This is a genomic window from Pseudomonas sp. HY7a-MNA-CIBAN-0227, assembly GCF_040310325.1.
Taxonomy (GTDB): Bacteria; Pseudomonadota; Gammaproteobacteria; order Pseudomonadales; family Pseudomonadaceae; genus Aquipseudomonas.
Genome location: NZ_JBEOPT010000013.1, coordinates 128,021 through 151,034, shown reverse-complemented (window position 1 = coordinate 151,034; position 23,014 = coordinate 128,021). Strand labels below are relative to the sequence as shown.

The following is a 23,014-nucleotide window of genomic DNA, read 5'->3' as shown; positions in this document are numbered from 1 at the left end:
AACCTACATAACTCTTTGTTTACCAAGGAGTTTTCCGTTTCGACTGCGCCGGAAGTGGGCGAATTATAGACTTCCAGGATCTGCCGTCAACCTCTACTTTCACAATTCTGTCATATCAGTCAAAAAAACCCGAAAAAGCGAAGGCCAACCCCTACAGGCCGGCCTTCTGCCTTCTACTTACAAGCTAGGAAAAGCAAACTGCGAGGCTTCATGGCTGGCCCGCTGCGGCCAGCGCTGGGTAATCGCCTTGCGACGGGTATAGAAACGCACCCCATCCGGCCCATAGGCATGCAGGTCGCCAAACAGCGAACGCTTCCAGCCACCGAAGCTGTGATAAGCCACCGGAACCGGTAGCGGCACGTTGACGCCAACCATGCCCACTTCAATCTCGTCACAGAACAGCCGCGCCGCCTCTCCATCGCGGGTGAAGATACAGGTGCCATTGCCATACTCGTGATCATTGATCAGTTGCATCGCCGCTTCCAGGCTATTCACCCGAACCACACACAGTACCGGCCCAAAGATCTCTTCTTTATAGATGCGCATCTCTGGAGTCACGCGATCAAACAGGCAGCCGCCCAGGAAGAAGCCGTCTTCATGACCGGCAACACTCAAGCCGCGACCATCGACCACCAACTCGGCGCCAGAAGAAACACCGTCTTCTATATAGCCACTGACTTTATCTCGCGCCTGACCAGACACCAGCGGCCCCATGTCCAGGCCGCAAGAAGTACCCGCACCAATCTTCAACGCCTTGATCTGCGGCACCAGCTTGGCGATCAACGCATCGGCCACCTGATCGCCCACGCAAACAGCCACCGAGATCGCCATACAGCGCTCACCACAGGAACCATAGGCCGCGCCCATCAGAGCACTGACCGCATTGTCCAAGTCCGCATCCGGCATTAGCACCGCATGGTTCTTCGCCCCGCCCAAAGCCTGCACACGCTTGCCGCGCTTGGTGGCTTCGGAATAGATGTACTCGGCAATCGGCGTCGAACCGACAAAACTCAGCGCTTTAACTTCCGGCGCCTCGATCAACGCATCCACCGCGCCCTTGTCACCATGCACCACGCTCATCACGCCTTTAGGCAAGCCGGCTTCCTGCAGCAGTTGAGCAATCAGCAATGTCGAGCTTGGATCACGCTCCGAAGGCTTAAGGATGAAGCAGTTACCGCAAACGATCGCCAGCGGATACATCCACAACGGCACCATCGCCGGGAAGTTGAATGGCGTAATACCGGCGACCACACCCAGCGGCTGGAAATCGGACCATGCATCAATGTTCGGACCAACGTTACGACTGTATTCACCCTTGAGGATTTCCGGCGCCGAGCACGCGTATTCGACGTTCTCGATACCGCGCTTCAACTCACCCGCCGCATCTTCCAGGGTCTTGCCATGCTCTTCGCTGATCAATTGCGAGATACGCGCTTCGTTCTGTTCCAGCAATTGCTTGAAACGAAACATCACCTGGGCACGCTTGGCCGGCGGTGTGTTGCGCCAGGCAGGGAATGCCGCCTTCGCCGAGTCGATAGCGCTTTGAATGGTTTCCCGGCTGGCCAGTGGTACTTGATGAATCACTTTGCCGATGGACGGGTTGTAAACATCAGCACTGCGACCGTTTTCGGTCACCAGTTCGCCGTTGATCAAATGCTGGATAAGGCTCATGCAGGGCTCCTGAAAAGTTGTCCACAGGCGCGACTCTCGTCGCACCTGGTAGTTGTTCTATATAGAAGGAGAAATCAGTCGATCTTGTTCAGCACTTCGCCGACCGCGTCGAACAAGCGATCCAAGTCCTGCGCCTTACTGTTGAAGGTTGGCCCGAATTGCAGAGTGTCGCCGCCGAAGCGCACGTAGAAGCCCGCTTTCCACAACGCCATACCTGCTTCGAATGGACGCACGATGGCATCACCATCACGCGGGGCGATCTGAATCGCACCAGCCAGCCCGTAGTTACGAATGTCGATGACGTTCTTGCTGCCCTTCAGACCGTGCAGCGCATTTTCAAAGTGCGGGGCAATTTCGGCCACGCTCTGCACCAGGTTTTCCTTTTGCAGCAGGTCCAGTGCTGCCAGGCCCGCAGCGCAAGCCACCGGGTGCGCCGAGTAGGTGTAACCGTGGGGAAATTCCACCGCGTACTCAGGCGTCGCCTGGTTCATGAAGGTTTGGTAGATCTCCGTGCTGGCAATCACCGCGCCCATCGGGATCGCGCCGTTGGTGACTTGCTTGGCGATGCACATCAGGTCCGGTGTCACGCCAAAGCTGTCGGCGCCGAACATCGAACCGGTACGGCCGAAGCCAGTGATCACTTCATCGAACACCAACAGAATGTTGTGCTGATCACAGATCTCACGCAGACGCTTGAGGTAACCCTGTGGCGGTACCAGCACGCCGGCGGAACCGGCCATCGGTTCAACAAACACGGCAGCAATGTTGGATGCGTCGTGCAACTCGATCAGCTTGAGCAGTTCGTCGGCCAAAGCGATACCACCCAGCTCTGGCATACCACGGGAGAAAGCATTGCTCGCCAGCAATGTGTGAGGCAGGTGATCAACATCCATCATCGCCTGGCCAAACATTTTACGGTTGCCGTTAACACCACCCAGGCTGGTACCGGCGATGTTCACACCGTGATAACCACGGGCACGGCCGATCATCTTGGTCTTGGTCGCCTGGCCTTTCAGGCGCCAGTAAGCACGAACCATCTTCACGGCGGTATCGGCGCACTCGGAACCGGAGTCGGTGAAGAACACATGGTTCAGGTTGCCCGGTGTCAGATCGGTGATCTTTTCTGCCAACTGAAAAGACAAGGGATGACCGTATTGAAAGCCTGGCGAGTAGTCCAAAGTGCCGAGCTGCTTGGCGACGGCTTCCTGGATTTCCTTGCGGGTATGCCCGGCACCACAGGTCCACAGGCCAGACAACGAGTCATAGACCTTGCGCCCCTTGTCATCGATCAACCAACTGCCTTCGGCAGCCACAATCAGGCGCGGGTCGCGGTGAAAGTTGCGGTTGGCGGTGTACGGCATCCAGTGAGCGTCCAGCTTCAACTGGCTGGCCAGGGACGACGGAGCGTTTTCGGGCATGTTCATCTGCAAAATCCTCGCAAGGCTATAGGCGGCGTAGGGATCGAAAAGCGTAGTTGCAGCTAAATTGCCACGGGGATAAAGTCTGTGAAATCCAACTCTTCTAACCTTCAGTCAGGCCTTCACTAAACTATGAGTAGCCGTCGACCCGATCCCCTGGCCCAAGTGAGCGACTTCGATATTCGCTTGCTGCGCATCTTTCGCAGCGTGGTGGAGTGCGGTGGCTTCTCGGCGGCAGAAACCGTGCTGGGGATTGGCCGTTCAGCTATCAGCCAGCAGATGAGTGATCTCGAGCAACGCTTGGGCCTGCGTCTGTGTCAGCGTGGTCGCGCCGGATTTTCCCTGACGGAAGAAGGACGCGAGGTTTATCAATCGGCACTGCAGCTGCTCAGTGCCCTGGAAAGTTTCCGCACCGAGGTCAACGGCCTGCACCAACACTTGCGCGGCGAACTGACCATCGGTCTGACCGACAACCTGGTCACCCTGCCCCACATGCGTATCACCCACGCCTTGGCGCAATTGAAAGAACGCGGCCCAGACGTACAGATCCAAATCCGTATGATCGCCCCCAACGAAGTGGAGCAAGGGGTGCTCGACGGGCGCTTGCATGTCGGCGTCGTGCCCCAGACCAGCGCACTGTCGGGCCTCGAATATCAGCCGCTTTACAGTGAACGCTCGCTGCTCTACTGCGCGGTCGGTCATCCGCTGTTTTATGCAGACGACAAGCAACTCAACGACGAACGCATCAACTCACAGGACGCCATTGCGCCGACCTTCCGCTTGCCCGCCGAAATCCAGGCTCACTATCAAGCCCTCAACTGCACCGCCAGTGCTTCGGACCGTGAAGGCATGGCATTCCTGATCCTCACCGGTCGCTACATCGGCTACCTGCCGGATCACTACGCCAGCCTCTGGGTGCAACAAGGCCGCTTGCGCGCCCTGAAACCCGCCGCACGCTTTTATGATTTGAGCCTCGCTTCGGTCACGCGCAAGGGTCGCCGCCCTCATTTGGTGCTGGAAAGTTTCCTCGAAAGCCTGGCCGCCACCCGCTAACACGGCGCCCATATAAAACCTGAGCAACTGGACAGCTTTTTGCAAGGTATGAGGACCTTGAATCGTCAGCCTTGAGTTCCAACGCCATGCCACCAGAGTCTTCCAGCTCCAGCGATCTGATCTACGGCCTCAATGACCGCCCAAAACCATTGCCCGCCTTACTTGCCGCACTGCAACACGTACTCGCCAGCTTCGTCGGTATCATCACCCCGCCGCTGATCATTGGTTCCACCTTGGGCCTGACCGCCCACCTGTCCTACCTGATCAGCATGGCGTTGATGGTCTCGGGGGTCGGTACTTTCATTCAGGCTCGTAGGCCGTTTGGCATTGGCGCCGGGATGATCTGCCTGCAGGGCACCAGCTTCGCCTTTCTCGGCGCGGTGTTATCAGCAGGGTTTCTGGTCAAGCAACGGGGCGGCAACCCGGAAGACATCCTCGCGATGATTTTCGGGGTGTGCTTTTTCGGCGCGGCGGTGCAGGTAGTGTTGAGCCGTTTTATCGGCCAACTACGGCGGGTAATCACGCCACTGGTGACAGGCATTGTCATCACCTTGATCGGCATCAGCCTGATCAAGGTCGGCATCACTGATCTGGGTGGCGGTTTCAACGCCCCCGATTTCGGCGCGCCCACCAACCTGGCGCTAGGCCTGTTCGTGGTGTTGACTATCATCCTGCTCAACCGTTCGAACACGCCGTGGGTGCGCCTCTCGGCCATCATCATCGGCCTGGCCCTGGGCAGTCTCGCCGCCTGGTTCAGTGGCACTCTGGTACCGCACGCCTTGCCGGACTTGCCATTGGTAAGCCTGCCGACCCCGTTCCGCTTTGGTTTCAATTTCGACTGGACAGCGTTCCTACCCATTGCGCTGATTTATCTGATCAGCACCATCGAAACCGTCGGCGACCTCACCGCCAATTGCATGATTGCCCGCCAACCTATCAGCGGCCCTTCTTATATAAGCAGGCTCAAGGGCGGCGTTCTGGGTGATGGCATCAGCTGCATGATCGCCGCCACCTTCAGTGCCTTCCCCAACACCACCTTCGCCCAGAACAATGGCGTCATCCAGTTGACCGGCGTCGCCAGCCGCTATGTCGGCCTATACATCGGCGTGGTGCTGTTTTGTCTCGGGCTGTTCCCTCTGATTGGCGCCGTGTTGCAGCAGATCCCCAAGCCGGTGCTGGGCGGCGCGACCCTGGTGATGTTCGGCAGTGTGGCCGCCGCCGGCGTGCGCATCCTTGCACAAGCGCCACTGGATCGGCGCAGCATGCTGATCATCGCCACCTCGTTCGGTGTCGGCCTGGGCATCGCAGCCCAACCGAATTTGTTGCATCTGATGCCAACGCTAGTACAAAACCTGTTCGACTCGGCCATCACCAGCGGCGGCCTGACGGCAATTGTATTGTGCCTGCTATTACCGGAAGCCAAGGCCACGACACCTGCCGCAAATCCGGCCCTGGAAAGCGACACCCTGGAACCGCTTTGACGCTTTTATCGTATCGGGACTTGTCTGAGGCTTGAGGGTGGGTTATCTGTGCACACGTCGCATTTATCGATCTGCACGGAAACCTCCATGAGCCTCGAAGTTCCTGCCCACAGCAACCACGCCGGAAAACCTGCAAGCCGCATTCGGCAAAAGAACGAACAAGCGATCATCCAGGCCGCCGAAGACGAGTTCGCTCGCCATGGTTACAAAGGCACCAGCATGAACACCATCGCGTCGAGCGCCGGGCTGCCGAAGGCCAACCTGCATTACTACTTCACCAACAAGCTGGGGCTGTACATCGCCGTGCTCAGCAACATCCTCGAACTGTGGGACAGCACCTTCAATACGCTGACCGCCGAAGATGATCCAGCCGAAGCGCTGACTCGCTATATCCGCACCAAAATGGAGTTTTCCCGCCGCCAGCCCCAAGCCTCGCGGATCTTCGCCATGGAGATCATCAGCGGTGGCGAATGCCTGAGCGAATATTTCGGCCAGGACTACCGTGCCTGGTTCAGCGGCCGCGCGGCGGTGCTCCAGGCCTGGATCGACGCGGGAAAAATGGACCCGGTCGACCCGGTACACCTGATCTTCCTGCTGTGGGGCAGTACCCAGCACTACGCCGACTTCGCCACGCAGATCTGCCGTGTCACTGGTCGCACCAAGCTGACCAAACAAGACATGGAAGACGCTGGCACCAACCTTATCCACATCATTCTCAAAGGCTGCGGCATCAAGCCAGCCCTCTAAACGAAGCGACTCATGCCTTTCACCCTTACTGGCCTTTGCGAATTTCGCGAAGAAATACGCAAAAGCCGCTTCATTACCCTCGCCACCCCTATTGCCAGCCCCCTGGACGCCCAGGCTTTCATCGACCAACACAGCGACCTGAACGCCACGCACAACTGCTGGGCCTGGAAGCTGGGCGATCAATACCGCAGCAACGATGATGGCGAACCCGGCGGTACTGCCGGGCGACCGATCCTGGCAGCGATCGAAGCACAAGACTGCGACCAGGTCGTGGTGCTGGTGATCCGCTGGTACGGCGGCATCCAGTTGGGCACTGGCGGTTTGGCCCGCGCCTATGGCGGCGGTGCCAATAAATGCCTGCACGGCGCCGAGCGCGTTGAACTGATCAAACGCGTGCCGCTAAGCTGTGCCTGTGGTTTCGCCGAGCTGACACTGGTGAAACTTCGTGTCGCCGATCTGGGCGGACTGGTGGTGGAGGAAACCTTCACCGCCAATGGCGTCGAACTGCAGCTTATGCTGGAAGAGGCGCACATCGACACGTTACAGAATCAGCTCGCAGACCTGAGCCGTGGACGCATCCGCCTGCAACGCTGAAATTGCCCACATCTACTGTGCACCTGCCTGTGGATAACCTGAGCACACTCCCCTGTAACCCTTCTGTCACAAGGGTTTGCGGCCGTTGTTCCGTTTTTGCTCAAGCAACCACACTAAAGTATTAATCCAGCTAAAAAACAGTCAGTTAGGCTGGTTATCACCTTTAGAACAAAGGCGTGCAGCGCTTATACCCACCGATGACGCTTGCGCACAATTACTGTGGAACAACCTGTGGATAACCCGTGCAAGAGTGTCCGGGCAGCATAGGCAGCAACGCCCCGATGAAATTGAACGTTTTTTGATCAGTCTGCTACCTGGCGCACCGGCATTAACTGCGCCACCAACCAGAGCACTTCAAACACCAGGACGATCAACAACGCCGAACTGGCGCCGTGAACCAGCGCATAAATCTGCCAAGTGGCAAACAGCATCCGGCCCACCGCGTCATAGCGTCCAAAAATCACCTGGGGATCGCGGATCCGCAACACCGCCCACACACAAACAATCGACCCCATCAGGTTGGCCATCAGTACATGAGCAGGCGCAAAGGGCGGCAGTTCGCCTGGCAGGTTCAAGGCAAGCAAAGCGTTGTGAAGTAAAAGAAAAGTCCAAGGCGTGACAAACGCAGCGGTGACGATCAGGTCGTACCAGCCGCTGGCACGCACCAGTTGGCGGTATTGGTGTGTAGTCCACATATCAGCAAGCTCCTTCGATTCAAGAAGCAAGCAGGCTAAAGCTTAGAGTATGCTCCAGGGTCAAGCCCTATCGAGCCCATCTTATGCGCATCGGCGAATTGGCCCTGGCCAGCAGCGTGAGCCGCGACACCCTGCGTTTCTACGAGCAGCGTGGATTGATTGCCGCCCAACGCAGCGCCAACGGGTACCGCGACTATTCGGCGGAAATGGTGCAACTGGTCCTGTACATCAAGACCGCTCAGCGCCTGGGCTTCAGCCTCGGCGAAATCGGCAGTAGCGTCGCGGCGCTATGGAAAGCTGCCGACCCCGACAGCGCCGTGACCCAACTGTTGCAAGACAAGCTCAACCTGATCGAAACCCGCATCGTCGAACTCGGCCACCTGCGCCAGGAGTTGCAGCAAAGACTCGGCCAGCGTTGTCCATTGAACCCATGAACTTGCACCGCAAAGGAAGCTACTCATGTCTACGCCAAAAACCGCACTGATCATCGGCGCCTCCCGAGGCCTGGGCCTTGGCCTGGTCAACCAACTGCTGGCAGACGGCTGGCAAGTCACCGCCACCGTGCGTGATCCGCAAAAGGCCGACGCCCTGAAAGCCCTCGGCCAAGTGCAAATCGAACAGTTGGACATGGACGACCAGCTAGCCATAAACGCCCTGAGCCAACGCCTCAAGGGGAAAACCTTCGACCTGCTGTTCGTCAATGCTGGCGTCAAAGGTCCCGTCAATCAGACGCCCGGCCACGCCACCCAGGCCGAAGTGGGCCAACTGTTTTTCACCAACGCCGTGGCGCCGATCAACCTGGCGCAACGGTTTGCCGGGCAGATCCGTGCAGACAGCGGGGTGCTGGCCTTCATGAGTTCGGTGCTGGGCAGCGTGACCATCCCCGACGGCGCGGACTTGGCTCTGTACAAAGCAAGCAAGGCCGCGCTCAACTCCATGACCAACAGCTTTGTCACGCAGTTAGGTGATCAGAAACTGACCGTCCTATCGCTCCATCCGGGCTGGGTCAAAACCGCTATGGGCGGAGAAGGCGCGCAGATTGACGTCCAGACCAGCGTTCGCGGCTTGATCGACCAAGTCAATGCCTACACCGGCAAGGGTGGCCACCACTTTGTAAACTACAAGGGCCAGACCATCCCCTGGTAAACGTCATACAGGTCTATCGCCGATTGCCGGCGATAGACCCGGCTGTGGACTACACGTAAACTGCCCACCTCGCCCTCCCCGGCGACCCTGGATCAGCAGACAGGGCAACACTGAGCTGGCAAACCTGAACCCATCATTCAGAGGAGCCGGCCAATGCCTGCGACCCGTATCTGGTTAAAAAACCCTCTCGCGATCTTCACCGCCAATGCCCTCGACGCCCGTGGCGGCCTGGTGCTGCAAGACGGTGTAATCGTTGAAGTCCTCGGCCTGGGGCAACAACCCGCCACAGCCTGTGGACAAGTCTTCGATGCCCGCGAGCATGTGATCCTTCCCGGCCTGATCAACACCCATCATCACTTCTATCAAACCCTGACCCGCGCCTGGGCACCGGTGGTCAACCAGCCGTTGTTCCCGTGGCTGAAAACCCTGTATCCGGTATGGGCTCGCCTGACTCCGGAAAAACTGGCACTGGCTACCAAAGTGGCCCTCGCTGAACTGTTGCTCTCTGGCTGCACCACGGCGGCGGACCATCACTACCTGTTTCCCGACGGCCTGGAACATGCCATCGACGTGCAAGTCGAGAGCGTGCGTGAGCTAGGCATGCGCGCCATGCTGACCCGTGGTTCCATGAGCCTGGGTGAAGCTGATGGTGGTCTGCCACCGCAACAGACCGTGCAACAAGGCGAAGTGATCCTCGAAGACAGCCAGCGACTGATCGGCAGCTACCACGAGCGTGGCGACGGCGCCCAAATCCAGATCGCCCTCGCGCCCTGCTCACCGTTCTCCGTCACGCCGCAAATCATGTCCGCCAGCGCCGAACTGGCTAACAGCCTTGACGTGCGCCTGCACACCCACCTGGCGGAAACCCTCGACGAAGAAGACTTCTGCTTGCAACGCTTCGGCCTGCGCACCGTGGATTACCTGGACAGCGTCGGCTGGCTCGGCCCGCGCACCTGGCTGGCCCATGGCATTCACTTCAACCCCGAGGAAATCGCCCGCCTGGGCGCGGCCGGCACCGGCGTCTGCCATTGTCCAAGTTCCAACATGCGCCTGGCCTCCGGCATCTGCCCGACCCTGGACCTGATTGCCGCTGGCGCGCCGCTGGGCCTGGGCGTGGACGGCTCGGCCTCCAACGACGCCTCGAACATGATCCTCGAAACCCGCCAGGCCCTGTATATCCAGCGCCTACGTTACGGGGCGGAAAAAATCACCCCGGAGTTGGTCCTGGGTTGGGCTACCAAAGGCTCCGCACAATTGCTCGGGCGCAGTGACATCGGTGAGCTGGCCGTGGGCAAGCAAGCTGACCTGGCGCTGTTCAAGCTCGATGAGCTGCGCTTCTCCGGCAGCCATGATCCGATTTCGGCGCTGCTGTTGTGCGGCGCCGACCGGGCGGATCGGGTGATGGTGGGCGGCAAGTGGCGCGTGATCGATGGGCAGGTCGAAGGCCTCGACCTGAAAGGCCTGATCGCCGATCACAGCCAGGCGGCACGGCAGTTGATCAGCGGCTGACGCTACACCCCCAACAACGACAACAGGATAAAGGTCGCAAACAACACAAAATGGGTCATCCCTTCGATGGCGTTGGTTTCGCCATCGTTGAGGTTGATCGCGCTGACAATCAGCGTGATAAAAACCATCACTGTTTGTACCGGGGTCATCGCCATCTGAAACGGCTGGCCGGTGTACAACGCCATGGCCTCCATTACCGGCACCGTCAAAATCACCGTCGACAATGACGCACCAAGCGCAATGTTGACCACCGACTGCATGCGATTGGCCAGAGCGGCGCGCAACGCAGTCAAAATTTCCGGCGCGGCGGAAATTGCCGCCACCACGATTGCCGTGATCACAGGCGGAGCACCCGTCCCTTCCAGCCCAAGGTCCAATGTCTTGGACATCACCTCGGCCAGCGCACCAATCACCACCACACCGAACACCAGAGTGCCGATTGAGAACGCCAGATTGATCGACGGCGCCTCATCTTCCGGCTGTTTCTTGCCGCGTTTTTCCGGGTAGCTGTAGCTGAAAAAATAACTGTGGGGCCCGACCTGCATTCGCAGGAACAGGGTGTACAGCACCACCATCGCACCGATGGTGAAGGCCGAGTAAATTTTCCAGTCAGACTCGGGGATAAATTCCGGCACCACCATCGACACGCCCATGGCGGTGAGGATCATCACGCTGTAGGTCCGTGCCGAATCATCGTTGTAGGACTGTTCACCATGCTTGATGCCGCCCATCAGCGCGGCCAGGCCGAGAATGCCGTTGATATCGAGCATTACAGCCGAGTAGATGGTGTCGCGCACCAGGGTTGGCGATGGTTCGTTACTCATCATGATTGCCAGGATCACCACTTCCACCAGCACGGCGGCCAGGGTCAGGATCATCGTGCCGTATGGATCGCCGACCTTTTCCGCCAACTGCTCTGCGTGATGAGCCACGCGCATTGAAGCAATCACGATAAAGCCGATCAACGCCATGCCACCAAGCAGCGCAACCCTCTGCCCGCAGTGCAGCAACCAGTGCTCCAGCGGGTAGGCGGCAATGGCGGCAATCAGCGCCAGCAGCATAAATTTTTCTTGCTTGAGGGATGTGAGCATCACGGGCCTTTTCGAGCGACAAATCAGTCACTGATGGGGTACAGACTGCGCCACATCGCTAACGTTTCGTTACACCTTAGTTCACTCACTGCTTGCACGAGGCATGAACCCTGCAAACCGAATACCCATCGTCTGGTCAGGTTTTGCCGATTATTTCGCATTGCGCCTGTAGAATGCCGCCATTGCACCTGATGAGATTTTATAAATGTACGACTGGCTCAACGCCCTGCCCAAGGCTGAATTGCACCTGCACCTGGAAGGCTCGCTGGAACCTGAGCTGCTGTTCGCACTGGCCGAACGCAACAAGATCGCGCTGCCGTGGAACGACGTCGAAACCCTGCGCAAGGCCTACGCCTTCAACAACCTGCAAGAGTTTCTCGACCTTTATTACAAGGGCGCCGATGTGTTGCGCACCTCGCAGGACTTCTACGACCTGACCTGGGCCTACCTGCTGCGCTGCAAGGCGCAGAACGTGATCCACACCGAGCCCTTTTTCGACCCACAGACCCACACCGACCGTGGCGTGCCCTTCGAAGTTGTGCTCAACGGCATTGCCGCAGCACTCAAAGATGGCGAGCAACAACTGGGCATCACCAGCGGCTTGATCCTCAGCTTCCTGCGCCACCTGAGCGAAGACGAAGCCGAGAAAACCCTCGACCAGGCACTGCCATTCCGTGATGCATTTGTCGCCGTTGGCCTGGACAGTTCGGAAATGGGTCACCCACCGAGCAAGTTTGTGCGGGTGTTCGATCGTGCCCGCCATGAAGGTTTCCTGACCGTCGCCCATGCTGGCGAAGAAGGTCCGCCGGAATACATCTGGCAAGCCCTCGACCTGTTGAAGATTGAGCGCATCGACCATGGTGTACGCGCCATCGAAGACGAACGCTTGATGCAGCGGATCATCGACGAGCAGATCCCACTGACGGTATGCCCGCTGTCCAACACCAAGCTTTGCGTATTCGACGATATGTCCCAGCACAACATCCTCGACATGCTGGAGCGTGGCGTGAAGGTCACAGTCAACTCGGACGATCCGGCGTACTTCGGCGGTTATGTCACCGAGAATTTCCATGCACTGCACACGTCTCTGGGCATGACCCAGGACCAGGCCAAACGCCTGGCGCAGAACAGCCTGGACGCACGGTTGGTGAAGCCTTAACTCCGAACTACCGTAGGCGCAAAGCCCGACCCCCGGGCCTGCGCCGACGTCGGATACAGCTCAGGCTGTATAGGTGCAACGCTACATCGCCCCGGCATTCCCGAGGTTATGGTGTAGAGATCAATCGCTCCGGAAACTGCGCAGTCAATTTCGCACAACGGGACACGAGCATTTCACGCAGGAGGTTGATCGGCTTACTCAACTGCGCGCGATGGGCGCACAGCAGATTGAGCGGAGCACGTTCACAACGCAGCTCCGGCAGGATCAACCGCAAGCGCCCGGCCAAAACATCAGCGCTGACGTCCAGCCAGGATTTATAGGCAATGCCGACACCGGCCAATGCCCACCGACGAACCACATCGGCGTCGTCACTGAAGCGGTCGCCTGTCACCGTCAGGCTGACCTCACGCTTGCCGTCGTGAAAACTCCAATGGTCATGGACGCGACTGCCAAGCATATAAAGCAGGCAGTTGTGCTGGGCCAGCTGCTCCAGATGACGCGGCTCACCATGGCGCACGAGGTAGTCAGGGGCCGCACACAGCACCCGAAAGTTCTGCGCGGCGATGGGCAAGGCAATCAGGCTGGAGTCTTCCGGTTCGCCGTAGCGCAAGGCGATGTCCACGGGCTGGCGGAACAGGTCGGCGATCCGGTCGCCCAACAGCAAGCGCACGGTCAGCTTCGGGTGCTCACGCTGGAACTCGTCGAGCCAGGGCAGCAGCAGGTTGCGGCCAAAGTCCGAAGGCGCCGAGAGTTGCAGCACACCGCTAACCTGATCCTGACCGCTGGCCAGCAATCGGCGACCTTCATCCAGATTGCTCAACGCGGCGCGGGCGTACTCCAGAAACCCCTCGCCCTCGGCGGTCAAGCGCAGGCTACGTGTCGAGCGGGCCAGCAGACGCGCGCCCAGTTGCTGCTCGATGCGCTTGAGCGCGGCACTGGCCACGGCTGCCGACATATCCATCACACGGGCCGCCGCCGAGAGGCTGCCCAAGTCCGCTGCACGGACAAACAACTGCAAGTCATCAAAACGCAGCATGGCGATCGTCCCGGCTGATTATCAATAAAATATTGAAAGAGACTGCTCTTTTAGCGGGTTTTATCTTGCAGAGAAATAGCCAATGATCTGTTCATGCCGCTCATCCCCTATCAGGAGTCGAATATGCCCAGCGCGTTTAATGTCATTGCCACGCTGATCGCCAAACCCGGTCAACAAGACACCCTAGAACAATTGCTGCGCGCACTGCTGGAACCCACCCGTGCCGAAGCAGGCTGCCAGCAGTACGACCTGCACCAGGACCTGCAACACCCCGAGACCTTCTACATGCTCGAACGCTGGAATGACGACGCGGCGCTGGCCGACCACGACCAGAGCGCGCATATCCAGAACTTTCGCGCCAAGGCTGCTGACGTGCTTGAGCATTTCGACCTCAAGCGCCTGAAGTTCCTCGCCTGAAGCGTTTCGCTTGAATAGCCCTGACAACCTTTTGGAGTTCTCCATGAAAGCCGTCGCTTACTACGCGTCACTGCCCATCAACGATCCAAAATCCCTGCAGGACATCGAGTTGCCCGAACCCGTCGCCGGCCCACGAGACCTGCTGGTGGAAGTCAAAGCCATCTCGGTCAACCCGGTAGACACCAAGGTGCGCCAGAACGTCGCCCCGGAAAACGGCGCGGCCAAAGTGCTGGGCTGGGATGTGGCCGGCATGGTCAAAGCGGTGGGCAGTGAAGTGACTCTGTTCAAGGCCGGCGACAAGGTGTTCTACGCCGGCTCCCTGATGCGCCCCGGCGGCAACAGTGAACTGCACACGGTGGATGAGCGAATTGTCGGTCATATGCCAAAAAGCCTGGGCTTTGCCGAAGCCGCCGCGCTGCCGCTAACCGCCATCACCGCGTGGGAGTTGCTGTTCGAGCGCCTGCAAGTCAGTGAAAGCAAGGTCGATGAAGGCCAGAGCCTACTGATTGTCGGCGCTGCCGGTGGCGTCGGGTCGATCCTCACCCAACTGGCCAGCCAGCTCACTGCACTGAAAGTCATCGGCACCGCTTCACGTCCCGAAACCCAAGCCTGGGCCAAGGAGCTGGGCGCCGACCTGGTGATCGACCATAGCCAGCCACTGAGCGAAGAGCTCAAACGCGCAGGCCTACCACAAGTGACCCACGTCGCCAGCCTGACCCAGACCGACCAGCACCTCGATCAACTGGTGGAAGCCCTCGCCCCCCAAGGTAAGCTGGCGCTGATCGACGATCCCAAGGCGCTGGATATCAGCAAGCTCAAGCGCAAGAGCCTGTCGCTGCACTGGGAGTTCATGTACACCCGTTCGATGTTCGAGACCGCCGACATGATTGAGCAACACAACTTGCTCAACCGCGTGGCCGAACTGATCGACGCCGGCACCCTGAAAACCACGCTGGGCGAGCACTTCGGCGTGATCAACGCGGCCAACCTGCGTCGTGCCCACGAACTGCTGGAAAGCGGCAAGGCCAAGGGTAAGATCGTGCTGGAAGGGTTCTAGGCAAAAGGTCTGTCAGTATCTTCCGTTATCCATACAGGTAACAGAAGACACCGCTAGTCAGAGACTTGATCCTTGTCATATTTGTGAGCGTGTTCGGGTTTATATTGTCCGCCTTTGCCACGCAATCTTTTACGTGAGGAAGTCAGCAATGAAGATCCTGATAAACGCGTTAGCAAAATCCCAAGACCACAAATGGCAGGTTCGCCTGGACCAGAACACTTTTACCTTCCGCAGTGAGGCCGAAGCCCGCGCCTTTGCCGACACCCTGCAAAGCCGAATCCAGGCCCCGCACCGCTTTCCCGAGCAACAACACCGCTCCGCCGGCTGAACTCCGTAGGCGCTGCCGAGGCTGTGTTCGGCTGCACTGCAGCCCTGCGAGGGCTACGCCCTCGATCGCAGGCCCGCAGGCTCAGCAGCGCCTACAAAGCGCCGGGTCGTCATGGCCACGGTCACCGCCAATACACCGCACACGCTGATGACGATCGCCATCGGCATGGAGCTGCCATCGTGCAGCAACCCCACCAACGACGCCGCACCGGCGGCCACACCGAACTGGATGCAACCGAGCAACGCCGAAGCGCTGCCGGCCCGTGCCCCCTGCCCGTTCATGGCGCAGGCGGATGTGTTGGGCAGGATGCAGCCCAGGCTGGCAATACAGATAAACAGCGGTACCAATAACGGCCACAAAGCTTCAGTGTGCAAAGCACTGACCGCCAACAATACCAGCCCTGCCGCCAGGTAAACCCACACGGCGCGGGTCAACAAAAACGCCGGGCCACGCTTGGACAGCAAGCGAGCATTGACCTGCGCCACCAGGATAAAGCCCGCGGCGTTGGTGCCAAACAGCCAACCGTAATGCTCGGCCGGTACGCCGTAGAGCTTGATAAAGACGAAAGGTGAACCAGCGATGTAGGCAAACATCCCGGCAATCGCAATGCCCCCGGTCAGGGCATACCCGAGGAACACCCGGTCCGCCAGCAAGCGACCGTACTGGCGCAACGCCCCGGACAACGGTTGACGGGGCTGATTGGCCGGCAAGCTTTCCGGTAAGCCGACCGCCACTGCAACGGCGGCCATGACGCTGAATACCGTCAACGCTAGGAAAATCGACTGCCAGCCATACAGACTGACCATCACCCCGCCCAACATCGGCGCGAGGATCGGCGCCAAGCCGACCACCAACATCAACTGCGAGAAGACTTTGGCCGAGCCCACCGCATCGCATTTGTCACTGACCACCGCGCGGGAAATCACCATCCCCGCGCAACCGCCCAGGGCCTGGACGAAGCGCGCACCGATCAACCATTCCAGGGACGGCGCATAGGCACAGGCCAGTGACGCCACGGTAAACAGGCTGACACCGGTCAACAACGGAATCCGCCGGCCGAAACGGTCTGCCACCGGGCCATAGGCCAGTTGTCCGATTGCCAGACCGATGAAGTACACGGCCAACGTCAGCTGGATATGTTTTTCGTCAGTGCCGAACGCTGCGGCCATGGCCGGGAAGCCCGGCAGATAAAAATCGATCGCCAGCGGCGCAAAGGCACTCAAAGACGCAAGAATCAGGATTATGCGAAGGTTCATCAGGCACCCAGGTGAGTCGACAGCTCGACAGTCTAGCCGCGCTTGGGTGCCTTGGACATTATGTTAGCTCACTAACTATTAAATAATCAGGCGAGCTTGGTGCTGTAGCCTTCTTCGCTGATCAGGCTGATGACTTCATCGGCTGTCAGACTACTTTCAACCCCAACCTCCTTGGCTGCCAGATCGACCCGCACGCTGGCCGCCGGGTCTTTTCTCTGCACCGCCTGGGTCACCGCCCGGACGCAATGACCACAGGTCATTCCTTCAACGCTGAATACTTGCATGACATGACTCCTTTAATGAGGATGACGACAGTTTTGACCTTGCCACGATGGCAAGGTCAAGCGCTGAAAACATCAGCCGGGCTGGTATTCATCGGCGCCCTCGGCCAAGCTGCATCTATTGATGATTTGAAATTCGGAGAATTCGCCATGCGCTTGTCGTTTTTTGGCCTTGTCAGCCTGATGAGCTTGTTCGCCGCTGCGCCAATGGCCAGTGCCGCCGAAGACTATGCCGTGCTGATTATTTCCCGGGAGCGCCTGGAAGTGCCGACCAACTGCGAGATTGGCTTATACATCGATGATCAGTTGGCAGGAAGGCTGTTTCAGGAACAAGCCACCTCGTTCAACTTGCCGGAGGGCAAGGTGTCGTTGCGCCTCAAGTTACTGCCAGGCCAAGCCGCCGGGTGCTTGCCGGGGATGCTGGCGCCCAAGGCACAGGAGGTCAACTTGAAAGCCGGAGACGTGCGCAAGTGGCGCATTGCTCAAGGCCAGGGCGGCATGTACCTCAAGCCGGCGACGCTGGGTTACTGAAACATTGATCTGAAGCCTTGACCTTCCCCTCAGGTCAAGGCTGATCCTATGGGCAACTTCTCCTGGAGTACTGCCCGTGAACGGATCTACCACTTTCGACCTGGCGACTGCCAGCATGACCGACAGAATCTGTCCTGGCCTCTGTGTATAACCTGATCGGCATTCCCCTTGCAGCGTTCGGCCTGCTCAATCCAGTGCTGGCCCGCGCGGCAATGGCGCTGTCCAGTGTGAGTGTGGTGAGCAATACCCTGCTGTTGAAAACCTGGAAACCCAAGGATCTGGAGGACCATTCATGAATATCGGCCAAGCAGCGCGTCACAGTGGCCTGAGCGCCAAAATGATCCGCTACTACGAGTCCATCAGCCTGCTCAAACCCGCCCATCGTACCGACAGCGGTTATCGTGTGTATGGCGCCGATGACCTGCACACCCTGGCGTTTATCAAGCGATCGCGTGACCTGGGGTTTTCGTTGGAGGAAGTCGGCAAGTTGCTGACGCTGTGGCAGGACCGCCAGCGTGCCAGTGCGGACGTCAAGGCGCTGGCACGCCAGCATATCGAGGAGCTGAACCAGAAGATTCTTGAATTGGGGCAGTTGCGCGATACGTTGCAGGACTTGGTGGAGCACTGCCAGGGCGATCACCGACCGGACTGCCCGATTCTCAAGGAGTTGGCATCGGGTGGGTGTTGCGAGAAAAAAATCGCCTGACGATCACCAGGTACAAAAAATCCGGCATGTGCCGGATTTTTTGTCAGAGGTTTACTGCATCCACGGCGGCGGAGGCTCTTCCGCCGTTTTGCCCACAGGTGCGTCGTCTGCCGCACGTATCGCCTGGCGACGCTCGTCATCCAGCCGCGCCGCTTCGATCTCACGGATGACACCGCCAACGTCCGCCAACTCTTGCGGCTCATCAAACTCGCCGGTCAAGACGCTGGCCGGGTGCAAGGTGCCGGCTTCGTACAGCGCCCACATCTCCTTGGCGTACTTGGTCGTCTTCAATTCCGGGGCAAAACGCCCGAAGTAAGAGGCCATGTTGCCCACGTCCCGTTCCAGCATGCTGAACGCGTGGTTGTTACCCGCCGCATCCACTGCCTGGGGCAAGTCGATGATCACCGGGCCCGTTGGCGTCAGCAGCACGTTGAACTCGGAAAGGTCACCGTGCACCAGACCGGTACACAACATCAGCACGATCTGGGAAATCAGGAAGGCGTGATACTCACGGGCCTGATCCGGCTCCAGCGTCACGTCGTTAAGTCGTGGCGCCGCGTCGCCGTATTCATCGGCCACCAGTTCCATCAACAGCACGCCTTCAAGGAAGTCGTAGGGTTTGGGAACTCGAACGCCAGCGCCCGCCAGACGAAACAACGCAGCCACTTCGGCGTTCTGCCAAGCGTCTTCGGTTTCTTTCTTGCCGAACTTGGAGCCCTTGGCCATGGCCCGGGCCTGGCGGCTATTACGGACCTTGCGGCCTTCCTGGTATTCGGCCGCCTGACGAAAACTTCGTTTATTCGCCTCCTTGTAGACCTTGGCGCAACGTAACTCGTTGCCACAGCGCACCACATAAACAGCTGCTTCTTTACCACTCATGAGTGGGCGCAGCACTTCGTCGACCAGACCGTCCTCGATCAGGGGTTCAATGCGTTTAGGAGTCTTCATCAGCTTTTATTGTGGGTCCTTTATTACCAAATACGCGTATGCCACTCGTTATACGGCAATCCTCTCCCTGCGGGGAGAGGATACCGACCTTTGACCACTTAAGAATGCATCCAATATGCCAGATTAATCTGACAAGGCCGGCTTTGTCCCCAGGCTTGCGGATGATAGCTGAGATCAGCGTTCAATAATCGCCGTCACACCCTGGCCGCCGGCAGCACAGATCGAGATCAGCCCGCGGCCCCGACCCGCCGCGTCCAGCAGCTTGGCCAGGTTGGCGACAATGCGCCCGCCGGTGGCGGCAAACGGGTGCCCGGCCGCCAGCGAACTGCCCTTGACGTTCAAGCGGCTGCGGTCGATAGAGCCCAGCGGTGCGTCCAGCCCCAGGCGGGTCTTGCAGTAATCCGCATCCTTCCAGGCTTTAAGGGTGCACAACACTTGGGCGGCAAAGGCTTCGTGGATTTCGTAGTAATCGAAGTCCTGCAGCGTCAGACCATTCCTTGCCAGCAAGCGTGGGACGGCATAGGCCGGCGCCATCAACAGCCCTTCGGCCCCGTTGACGAAGTCCACCGCCGCCGCTTCGCCATCTCGCAGGTAAGCCAGGATCGGTAAGCCACGCTCCTTGGCCCAGGCTTCGCTACCCAGCAATACCAGGGAGGCACCATCGGTCAGCGGCGTGGAGTTACCGGCAGTCAGGGTGCCCTTTTCGCTGCGTTCAAAGGCGGGCTTGAGGCTGGCGAGTTTTTCCAGGGTCAGGTCGGGGCGCAGATTGCTGTCGCGGGTCAGGCCGAGAAACGGCGTGAGCAAATCGTTGTGCCAACCTTCGGCGTAGGCAGCGACCATTTTTTGATGGCTTTCCAGGGCCAGTTGGTCCTGCTCGGCCCGGGGAATGTTCCAGGTCTGCGCCATCAACTCACAGTGCTGGCCCATGGACAAACCGGTGCGCGGTTCGCCGTTGCGCGGCAGTTCCGGTTTGAGGTGACGGGGGCGAAGCTGTAACAAGACTTTTAACTTATCGGCCATGCTTTTGCTGCGGTTGGCTTGCAGCAGGATTTTTCTCAACCCTTCATTGACGCCGATGGGTGCGTCGGACGTGGTGTCGACACCACCAGCAATGCCGCATTCGATCTGCCCCAGGGCGATCTTGTTGGCCACCAGCAACGCCGCTTCCAGGCCGGTGCCGCAGGCCTGTTGAATGTCATAGGCGGGTGTTTGCGGCGACAACCGCGAGCCCAGCACGCATTCGCGGGTCAGGTTGAAGTCACGGGAATGCTTGAGCACCGCGCCGGCGGCCACCTCGCCCATGCGCAGGCCGTGCAGGTTGTAGCGCTCGATCAGGCCTTCCAGGGCCGCGGTCAGCATCGCCTGGTTACTCGCCGTGGCATAAGGGCCATTGGAACGGGCGAAGGGAATGCGGTTACCGCCAATGATCGCTACACGGCGCAATTGAGTCATGGAAAGCTCCCTGTTGGTTGTGGGCTCAATCTTTGAGCCTAGCCTAGGCTCAATCGAACGACTGCCACCCATGGGTGGTCCACCGTTTGAACCCCAGCAATCGGAGAGCGTTCCATGTCTGATCGTTATATCGACTTCGCCAACTCAAGCCTCGGCCATCGTCTGGTCGCGGCCATTGGCCTGCCGTCGCCGGTACGTCTGGAGCGCTGGCAGGCCGGACGCCTGCGCCCGGTAGACGGCGCCCTGCTGATCGGCGGCGGGCCGCTGGCGGCGAAGGTCTTGGCGTTTGCCAACAAACTCACTGAAGCGATTTTCAGCTACGGCCCCGAACCTTTGGTGGCGCCGGCCTGGATTCCTGGCCATGGCCCCAAGCTCAAGGCGGTGGTGTTCGACGCCAGCGCCTTGGCGCACACTGATCAGTTGAAACAGTTGCGGGAATTTTTCCAGCCTCTGCTGAAAAACCTCGATCACAGCGCGCACCTGGTGATCCTCGGTCGAGCGCCGCAAAGCCTTAGTGATCCTTTCGCCGCCAGTGCCCAGCGCGCCCTTGAAGGCTTCAGTCGGTCACTGGCCAAGGAACTGCGCAACGGCGGCACCCTGCAACTGCTGTATGTGGGTGACGGCGCTGAAGATCAGTTGGAAGGCGCGTTGCGGTTTTTCCTCTCGCCCAAAAGCGCCTACATCTCGGGCCAGGTGATTCGCCTGGAGGCCTGCACCACGCAAGTCCAGGACTGGACTCGCCCCCTGGCCGGGCACAAGGCCCTGGTGACCGGCGCCGCGCGCGGTATCGGCGCCTCAATCGCCGAAACCCTGGCCCGTGACGGTGCCGAGGTCATCCTGCTGGACGTGCCACAGGCCAAGGCTGATCTGGATGCTCTCGCCGCACGCCTGGGCGCACGTAGCATTGCCCTGGATATCTGCGCCGAAGACGCCACCACGCAACTGATCGAACAGTTGCCGAACGGCATCGACATCGTCGTCCATAACGCCGGCATCACACGCGACAAGACCCTCGCCAACATGACCCCGCAATATTGGGACGCGGTGCTGGCGGTCAACCTCAACGCGCCACAAGTGCTGACCAAGGCCCTGCTCGACAGTGGCACCTTGCATGACAACGGCCGCGTCGTGTTGCTGGCGTCCATCAGCGGCATCGCCGGCAATCGCGGGCAGACCAACTATGCCGCGAGCAAGGCCGGGCTGATTGGCCTGGCCCAGGCCTGGGCACCGTTGTTGGGTGAACGTGGGATCAGCATTAACGCCGTGGCCCCTGGTTTTATCGAGACCCAGATGACTGCACATATTCCCTTCGCCCTGCGTGAAGCCGGGCGACGCATGAGTTCCCTCGGCCAGGGCGGCATCCCCCAGGATGTCGCCGAAGCCGTGGCGTGGCTCGGTCAGCCGGGTTCGGGGGCGGTCAGCGGTCAGGCGCTGCGGGTCTGTGGGCAAAGTCTCTTGGGAGCATAAGCATGGATTGGCACACGTTGGACAGCACTCCCTCACTGCCGCCGCTGTATTGGCGGGTGGCCCTCAAGCGCAAGATCAGCGGCACGACACTGCCAGAACAGGGGCTGCGCTGCCAGATGACGGTGACCCCCAGGGAGGTGGCGGCCTATCGCAAGGTCTGCGGGTTTGCCGAAAGCCCGGTGTTGCCGGCCACCTATCCGCACATCCTGGCGTTCGGCCTGCAAATGCAATTGCTGACTGCCAAGGACTTTCCGTTCCCGCTGCTGGGCCTGGTTCATCTACGCAACCGCATCCGTATCCTTCGCCCCCTTGGCGGGGTCAATGATGTGCAGCTCAGCGTACGCACGCAAAACCTGCAACCTCATGCCAAGGGCGCCACCTTTGACCTGATCACCACCGTCGAAGACTCCCTGGGCTTGTTATGGGAAGCCGAAAGCCGAATGCTTTGTCGCGCAGTGAAGCTTGCCGGCGACGTGACGGATCAATCCATACCGCCACCTTCCAATGTCAGCGAGTTAACCCGCTGGAAGGCGCCCGTCGATATCGGCCGCCGTTATGCCAGGGTATCCGGCGATTACAATCCGATTCACTTGAGCGCGTTGACTGCCAAGTTATTCGGCTTCCCTCAGGCCATCGCCCATGGTCTGTGGAACAAGGCCCGTACGCTGGCTGCGCTGAGCGAGTACTTGCCCCCTGCCAATATCGAGATAGACGTTGAGTTCAAGAAGCCCGTCCGGCTGCCCAGTGAGGTTGTCTTGTTGGCCAGTGCGGCGGGGCCCAGCGGTGAATTGCAATTGAAGGGCTCGGGAGGCATCGAACACATGATCGGCCAATGGCGACCGGTTGCCTGAGGCAACGAACTTTCGCTGATTAATTGTATATATACACCTTAAGTTATAGCAGGCTATCGATAGCCTGCCAACTTATTCAAGTAACTGTTTTTAATAGATAAAAATATCCATGTATTATTG

General features: G+C 59.3%; 24 protein-coding genes and 1 pseudogene. 16 read left to right on the top strand and 9 right to left on the bottom strand.

All coding sequences use genetic code 11. From position 1 onward, the window contains the following. Positions 1-177: 177 nt before the first annotated feature. Complete coding sequence (locus AAEZ06_RS20815; protein ID WP_350615975.1) at positions 178-1,671, bottom strand: CoA-acylating methylmalonate-semialdehyde dehydrogenase; 1,494 nt, start codon at positions 1,669-1,671, stop codon at positions 178-180. Between the two features lie 74 nt (positions 1,672-1,745). Next, complete coding sequence (aptA, locus tag AAEZ06_RS20810; RefSeq protein WP_149414833.1) at positions 1,746-3,095, bottom strand: omega-aminotransferase AptA; 1,350 nt, start codon at positions 3,093-3,095, stop codon at positions 1,746-1,748. A gap of 126 nt (positions 3,096-3,221) precedes the next feature. On the opposite strand from aptA, the gene AAEZ06_RS20805 reads away from it, so the two are divergent. The 4 genes from AAEZ06_RS20805 to AAEZ06_RS20790 all read left to right on the top strand — a co-directional run bounded on the left by AAEZ06_RS20805 (position 3,222) and on the right by AAEZ06_RS20790 (position 6,964). Further along, on the top strand, positions 3,222-4,142 hold the full coding sequence (locus AAEZ06_RS20805) for a LysR family transcriptional regulator (protein WP_149414832.1): 921 nt from the start codon (positions 3,222-3,224) through the stop codon (positions 4,140-4,142). A gap of 86 nt (positions 4,143-4,228) precedes the next feature. Continuing rightward, a complete protein-coding gene (locus AAEZ06_RS20800; RefSeq protein ID WP_149414831.1) occupies positions 4,229-5,623 on the top strand; it encodes a uracil-xanthine permease family protein in 1,395 nt (464 codons plus the stop codon). Positions 5,624-5,710: 87 nt separating this feature from the next. Beyond that, positions 5,711-6,370: a TetR/AcrR family transcriptional regulator gene (locus tag AAEZ06_RS20795; protein ID WP_149414830.1), complete on the top strand. Its 660-nt coding sequence runs from the start codon at positions 5,711-5,713 to the stop codon at positions 6,368-6,370. 12 nt (positions 6,371-6,382) lie between these two features. After that, the gene (locus AAEZ06_RS20790) at positions 6,383-6,964 is read left to right on the top strand and encodes an IMPACT family protein (RefSeq protein WP_149414829.1); all 582 of its coding nucleotides are present in this window, start codon (positions 6,383-6,385) and stop codon (positions 6,962-6,964) included. Between the two features lie 302 nt (positions 6,965-7,266). Here the strand turns inward: AAEZ06_RS20790 and AAEZ06_RS20785 are convergent, their stop codons facing one another. Next, positions 7,267-7,659, bottom strand: a complete 393-nt coding sequence (locus AAEZ06_RS20785) for a hypothetical protein (protein WP_350615971.1) — start codon at positions 7,657-7,659, stop codon at positions 7,267-7,269. Between the two features lie 83 nt (positions 7,660-7,742). Between AAEZ06_RS20785 and AAEZ06_RS20780 the strand changes: the two genes are divergently transcribed. From AAEZ06_RS20780 to AAEZ06_RS20770, 3 genes are all read left to right on the top strand, one after another. After that, positions 7,743-8,093 carry a MerR family transcriptional regulator gene (locus AAEZ06_RS20780; RefSeq protein ID WP_350615969.1) on the top strand — a complete coding sequence of 117 codons (351 nt, stop codon included), beginning with the start codon at positions 7,743-7,745 and terminating at the stop codon, positions 8,091-8,093. A gap of 25 nt (positions 8,094-8,118) precedes the next feature. Further along, complete coding sequence (locus AAEZ06_RS20775) at positions 8,119-8,805, top strand: SDR family oxidoreductase (RefSeq protein WP_149414826.1); 687 nt, start codon at positions 8,119-8,121, stop codon at positions 8,803-8,805. 153 nt (positions 8,806-8,958) lie between these two features. Next, positions 8,959-10,314 (top strand): 8-oxoguanine deaminase, encoded by a 1,356-nt coding sequence (locus AAEZ06_RS20770; protein WP_149414825.1) that lies wholly within the window; start codon positions 8,959-8,961, stop codon positions 10,312-10,314. A gap of 2 nt (positions 10,315-10,316) precedes the next feature. Here AAEZ06_RS20770 and AAEZ06_RS20765 read toward each other — a convergent pair whose 3' ends face one another. Continuing rightward, positions 10,317-11,405, bottom strand: a complete 1,089-nt coding sequence (locus AAEZ06_RS20765; protein WP_350615983.1) for a calcium:cation antiporter — start codon at positions 11,403-11,405, stop codon at positions 10,317-10,319. Positions 11,406-11,610: 205 nt separating this feature from the next. On the opposite strand from AAEZ06_RS20765, the gene AAEZ06_RS20760 reads away from it, so the two are divergent. Continuing rightward, entirely contained in the window at positions 11,611-12,564 is a 954-nt protein-coding gene (locus AAEZ06_RS20760) for an adenosine deaminase (protein ID WP_149414824.1), read from the top strand. A 106-nt stretch (positions 12,565-12,670) separates the two neighbouring features. Here AAEZ06_RS20760 and vimR read toward each other — a convergent pair whose 3' ends face one another. After that, on the bottom strand, positions 12,671-13,600 hold the full coding sequence (gene vimR / locus AAEZ06_RS20755) for a transcription regulator VimR (RefSeq protein WP_350615966.1): 930 nt from the start codon (positions 13,598-13,600) through the stop codon (positions 12,671-12,673). Between the two features lie 123 nt (positions 13,601-13,723). Here vimR and AAEZ06_RS20750 point away from each other — a divergent pair, with 123 nt between their 5' ends. From AAEZ06_RS20750 to AAEZ06_RS20740, 3 genes are all read left to right on the top strand, one after another. After that, on the top strand, positions 13,724-14,017 hold the full coding sequence (locus AAEZ06_RS20750; protein ID WP_149414822.1) for a putative quinol monooxygenase: 294 nt from the start codon (positions 13,724-13,726) through the stop codon (positions 14,015-14,017). A 43-nt stretch (positions 14,018-14,060) separates the two neighbouring features. Further along, positions 14,061-15,074, top strand: coding sequence for a zinc-binding alcohol dehydrogenase family protein (locus AAEZ06_RS20745; RefSeq protein ID WP_149414821.1), 1,014 nt, complete (start codon positions 14,061-14,063; stop codon positions 15,072-15,074). Positions 15,075-15,222: 148 nt separating this feature from the next. Beyond that, complete coding sequence (locus AAEZ06_RS20740) at positions 15,223-15,402, top strand: hypothetical protein (protein ID WP_149414820.1); 180 nt, start codon at positions 15,223-15,225, stop codon at positions 15,400-15,402. Between the two features lie 53 nt (positions 15,403-15,455). Here AAEZ06_RS20740 and AAEZ06_RS20735 read toward each other — a convergent pair whose 3' ends face one another. Beyond that, positions 15,456-16,658: a multidrug effflux MFS transporter gene (locus tag AAEZ06_RS20735; RefSeq protein WP_350615964.1), complete on the bottom strand. Its 1,203-nt coding sequence runs from the start codon at positions 16,656-16,658 to the stop codon at positions 15,456-15,458. Positions 16,659-16,744: 86 nt separating this feature from the next. Further along, the gene (locus tag AAEZ06_RS20730; RefSeq protein ID WP_133101545.1) at positions 16,745-16,942 is read right to left on the bottom strand and encodes a heavy-metal-associated domain-containing protein; all 198 of its coding nucleotides are present in this window, start codon (positions 16,940-16,942) and stop codon (positions 16,745-16,747) included. Positions 16,943-17,089: 147 nt separating this feature from the next. Here AAEZ06_RS20730 and AAEZ06_RS20725 point away from each other — a divergent pair, with 147 nt between their 5' ends. From AAEZ06_RS20725 to cueR, 3 genes and pseudogenes are all read left to right on the top strand, one after another. Next, positions 17,090-17,470, top strand: coding sequence for a hypothetical protein (locus AAEZ06_RS20725; protein WP_149414835.1), 381 nt, complete (start codon positions 17,090-17,092; stop codon positions 17,468-17,470). A 120-nt stretch (positions 17,471-17,590) separates the two neighbouring features. Next, positions 17,591-17,766 (top strand): annotated as a pseudogene (locus AAEZ06_RS20720) (hypothetical protein); the annotation flags it as partial. After that, positions 17,763-18,176, top strand: coding sequence for a Cu(I)-responsive transcriptional regulator (gene cueR / locus AAEZ06_RS20715; protein ID WP_149414818.1), 414 nt, complete (start codon positions 17,763-17,765; stop codon positions 18,174-18,176). The pseudogene AAEZ06_RS20720 and the gene cueR, both read left to right, overlap by 4 nt. Before the next feature lie 51 nt (positions 18,177-18,227). Here cueR and AAEZ06_RS20710 read toward each other — a convergent pair whose 3' ends face one another. Together AAEZ06_RS20710 and AAEZ06_RS20705 are read right to left on the bottom strand one after the other, a co-directional pair. Next, a complete protein-coding gene (locus AAEZ06_RS20710; protein WP_149414817.1) occupies positions 18,228-19,124 on the bottom strand; it encodes a PA4780 family RIO1-like protein kinase in 897 nt (298 codons plus the stop codon). Between the two features lie 174 nt (positions 19,125-19,298). Next, the gene (locus AAEZ06_RS20705; protein ID WP_350615961.1) at positions 19,299-20,576 is read right to left on the bottom strand and encodes an acetyl-CoA C-acetyltransferase; all 1,278 of its coding nucleotides are present in this window, start codon (positions 20,574-20,576) and stop codon (positions 19,299-19,301) included. A 114-nt stretch (positions 20,577-20,690) separates the two neighbouring features. On the opposite strand from AAEZ06_RS20705, the gene AAEZ06_RS20700 reads away from it, so the two are divergent. Next, entirely contained in the window at positions 20,691-22,043 is a 1,353-nt protein-coding gene (locus AAEZ06_RS20700) for a 3-oxoacyl-ACP reductase (RefSeq protein ID WP_350615959.1), read from the top strand. A gap of 2 nt (positions 22,044-22,045) precedes the next feature. Then, complete coding sequence (locus tag AAEZ06_RS20695) at positions 22,046-22,894, top strand: MaoC family dehydratase (RefSeq protein ID WP_350615957.1); 849 nt, start codon at positions 22,046-22,048, stop codon at positions 22,892-22,894. The last annotated feature ends 120 nt before the right edge of the window (positions 22,895-23,014 follow it).

Coding starts and splice junctions, on each gene's coding strand:
- AAEZ06_RS20815 (WP_350615975.1), bottom strand. CDS start 1,671: ATGAGCCTTATCCAGCATTTGATCAACGGCGAACTGGTGACCGAAAAC.
- aptA (WP_149414833.1), bottom strand. CDS start 3,095: ATGAACATGCCCGAAAACGCTCCGTCGTCCCTGGCCAGCCAGTTGAAG.
- AAEZ06_RS20805 (WP_149414832.1), top strand. CDS start 3,222: ATGAGTAGCCGTCGACCCGATCCCCTGGCCCAAGTGAGCGACTTCGAT.
- AAEZ06_RS20800 (WP_149414831.1), top strand. CDS start 4,229: ATGCCACCAGAGTCTTCCAGCTCCAGCGATCTGATCTACGGCCTCAAT.
- AAEZ06_RS20795 (WP_149414830.1), top strand. CDS start 5,711: ATGAGCCTCGAAGTTCCTGCCCACAGCAACCACGCCGGAAAACCTGCA.
- AAEZ06_RS20790 (WP_149414829.1), top strand. CDS start 6,383: ATGCCTTTCACCCTTACTGGCCTTTGCGAATTTCGCGAAGAAATACGC.
- AAEZ06_RS20785 (WP_350615971.1), bottom strand. CDS start 7,659: ATGTGGACTACACACCAATACCGCCAACTGGTGCGTGCCAGCGGCTGG.
- AAEZ06_RS20780 (WP_350615969.1), top strand. CDS start 7,743: ATGCGCATCGGCGAATTGGCCCTGGCCAGCAGCGTGAGCCGCGACACC.
- AAEZ06_RS20775 (WP_149414826.1), top strand. CDS start 8,119: ATGTCTACGCCAAAAACCGCACTGATCATCGGCGCCTCCCGAGGCCTG.
- AAEZ06_RS20770 (WP_149414825.1), top strand. CDS start 8,959: ATGCCTGCGACCCGTATCTGGTTAAAAAACCCTCTCGCGATCTTCACC.
- AAEZ06_RS20765 (WP_350615983.1), bottom strand. CDS start 11,405: ATGCTCACATCCCTCAAGCAAGAAAAATTTATGCTGCTGGCGCTGATT.
- AAEZ06_RS20760 (WP_149414824.1), top strand. CDS start 11,611: ATGTACGACTGGCTCAACGCCCTGCCCAAGGCTGAATTGCACCTGCAC.
- vimR (WP_350615966.1), bottom strand. CDS start 13,600: ATGCTGCGTTTTGATGACTTGCAGTTGTTTGTCCGTGCAGCGGACTTG.
- AAEZ06_RS20750 (WP_149414822.1), top strand. CDS start 13,724: ATGCCCAGCGCGTTTAATGTCATTGCCACGCTGATCGCCAAACCCGGT.
- AAEZ06_RS20745 (WP_149414821.1), top strand. CDS start 14,061: ATGAAAGCCGTCGCTTACTACGCGTCACTGCCCATCAACGATCCAAAA.
- AAEZ06_RS20740 (WP_149414820.1), top strand. CDS start 15,223: ATGAAGATCCTGATAAACGCGTTAGCAAAATCCCAAGACCACAAATGG.
- AAEZ06_RS20735 (WP_350615964.1), bottom strand. CDS start 16,658: ATGAACCTTCGCATAATCCTGATTCTTGCGTCTTTGAGTGCCTTTGCG.
- AAEZ06_RS20730 (WP_133101545.1), bottom strand. CDS start 16,942: ATGCAAGTATTCAGCGTTGAAGGAATGACCTGTGGTCATTGCGTCCGG.
- AAEZ06_RS20725 (WP_149414835.1), top strand. CDS start 17,090: ATGCGCTTGTCGTTTTTTGGCCTTGTCAGCCTGATGAGCTTGTTCGCC.
- cueR (WP_149414818.1), top strand. CDS start 17,763: ATGAATATCGGCCAAGCAGCGCGTCACAGTGGCCTGAGCGCCAAAATG.
- AAEZ06_RS20710 (WP_149414817.1), bottom strand. CDS start 19,124: ATGAAGACTCCTAAACGCATTGAACCCCTGATCGAGGACGGTCTGGTC.
- AAEZ06_RS20705 (WP_350615961.1), bottom strand. CDS start 20,576: ATGACTCAATTGCGCCGTGTAGCGATCATTGGCGGTAACCGCATTCCC.
- AAEZ06_RS20700 (WP_350615959.1), top strand. CDS start 20,691: ATGTCTGATCGTTATATCGACTTCGCCAACTCAAGCCTCGGCCATCGT.
- AAEZ06_RS20695 (WP_350615957.1), top strand. CDS start 22,046: ATGGATTGGCACACGTTGGACAGCACTCCCTCACTGCCGCCGCTGTAT.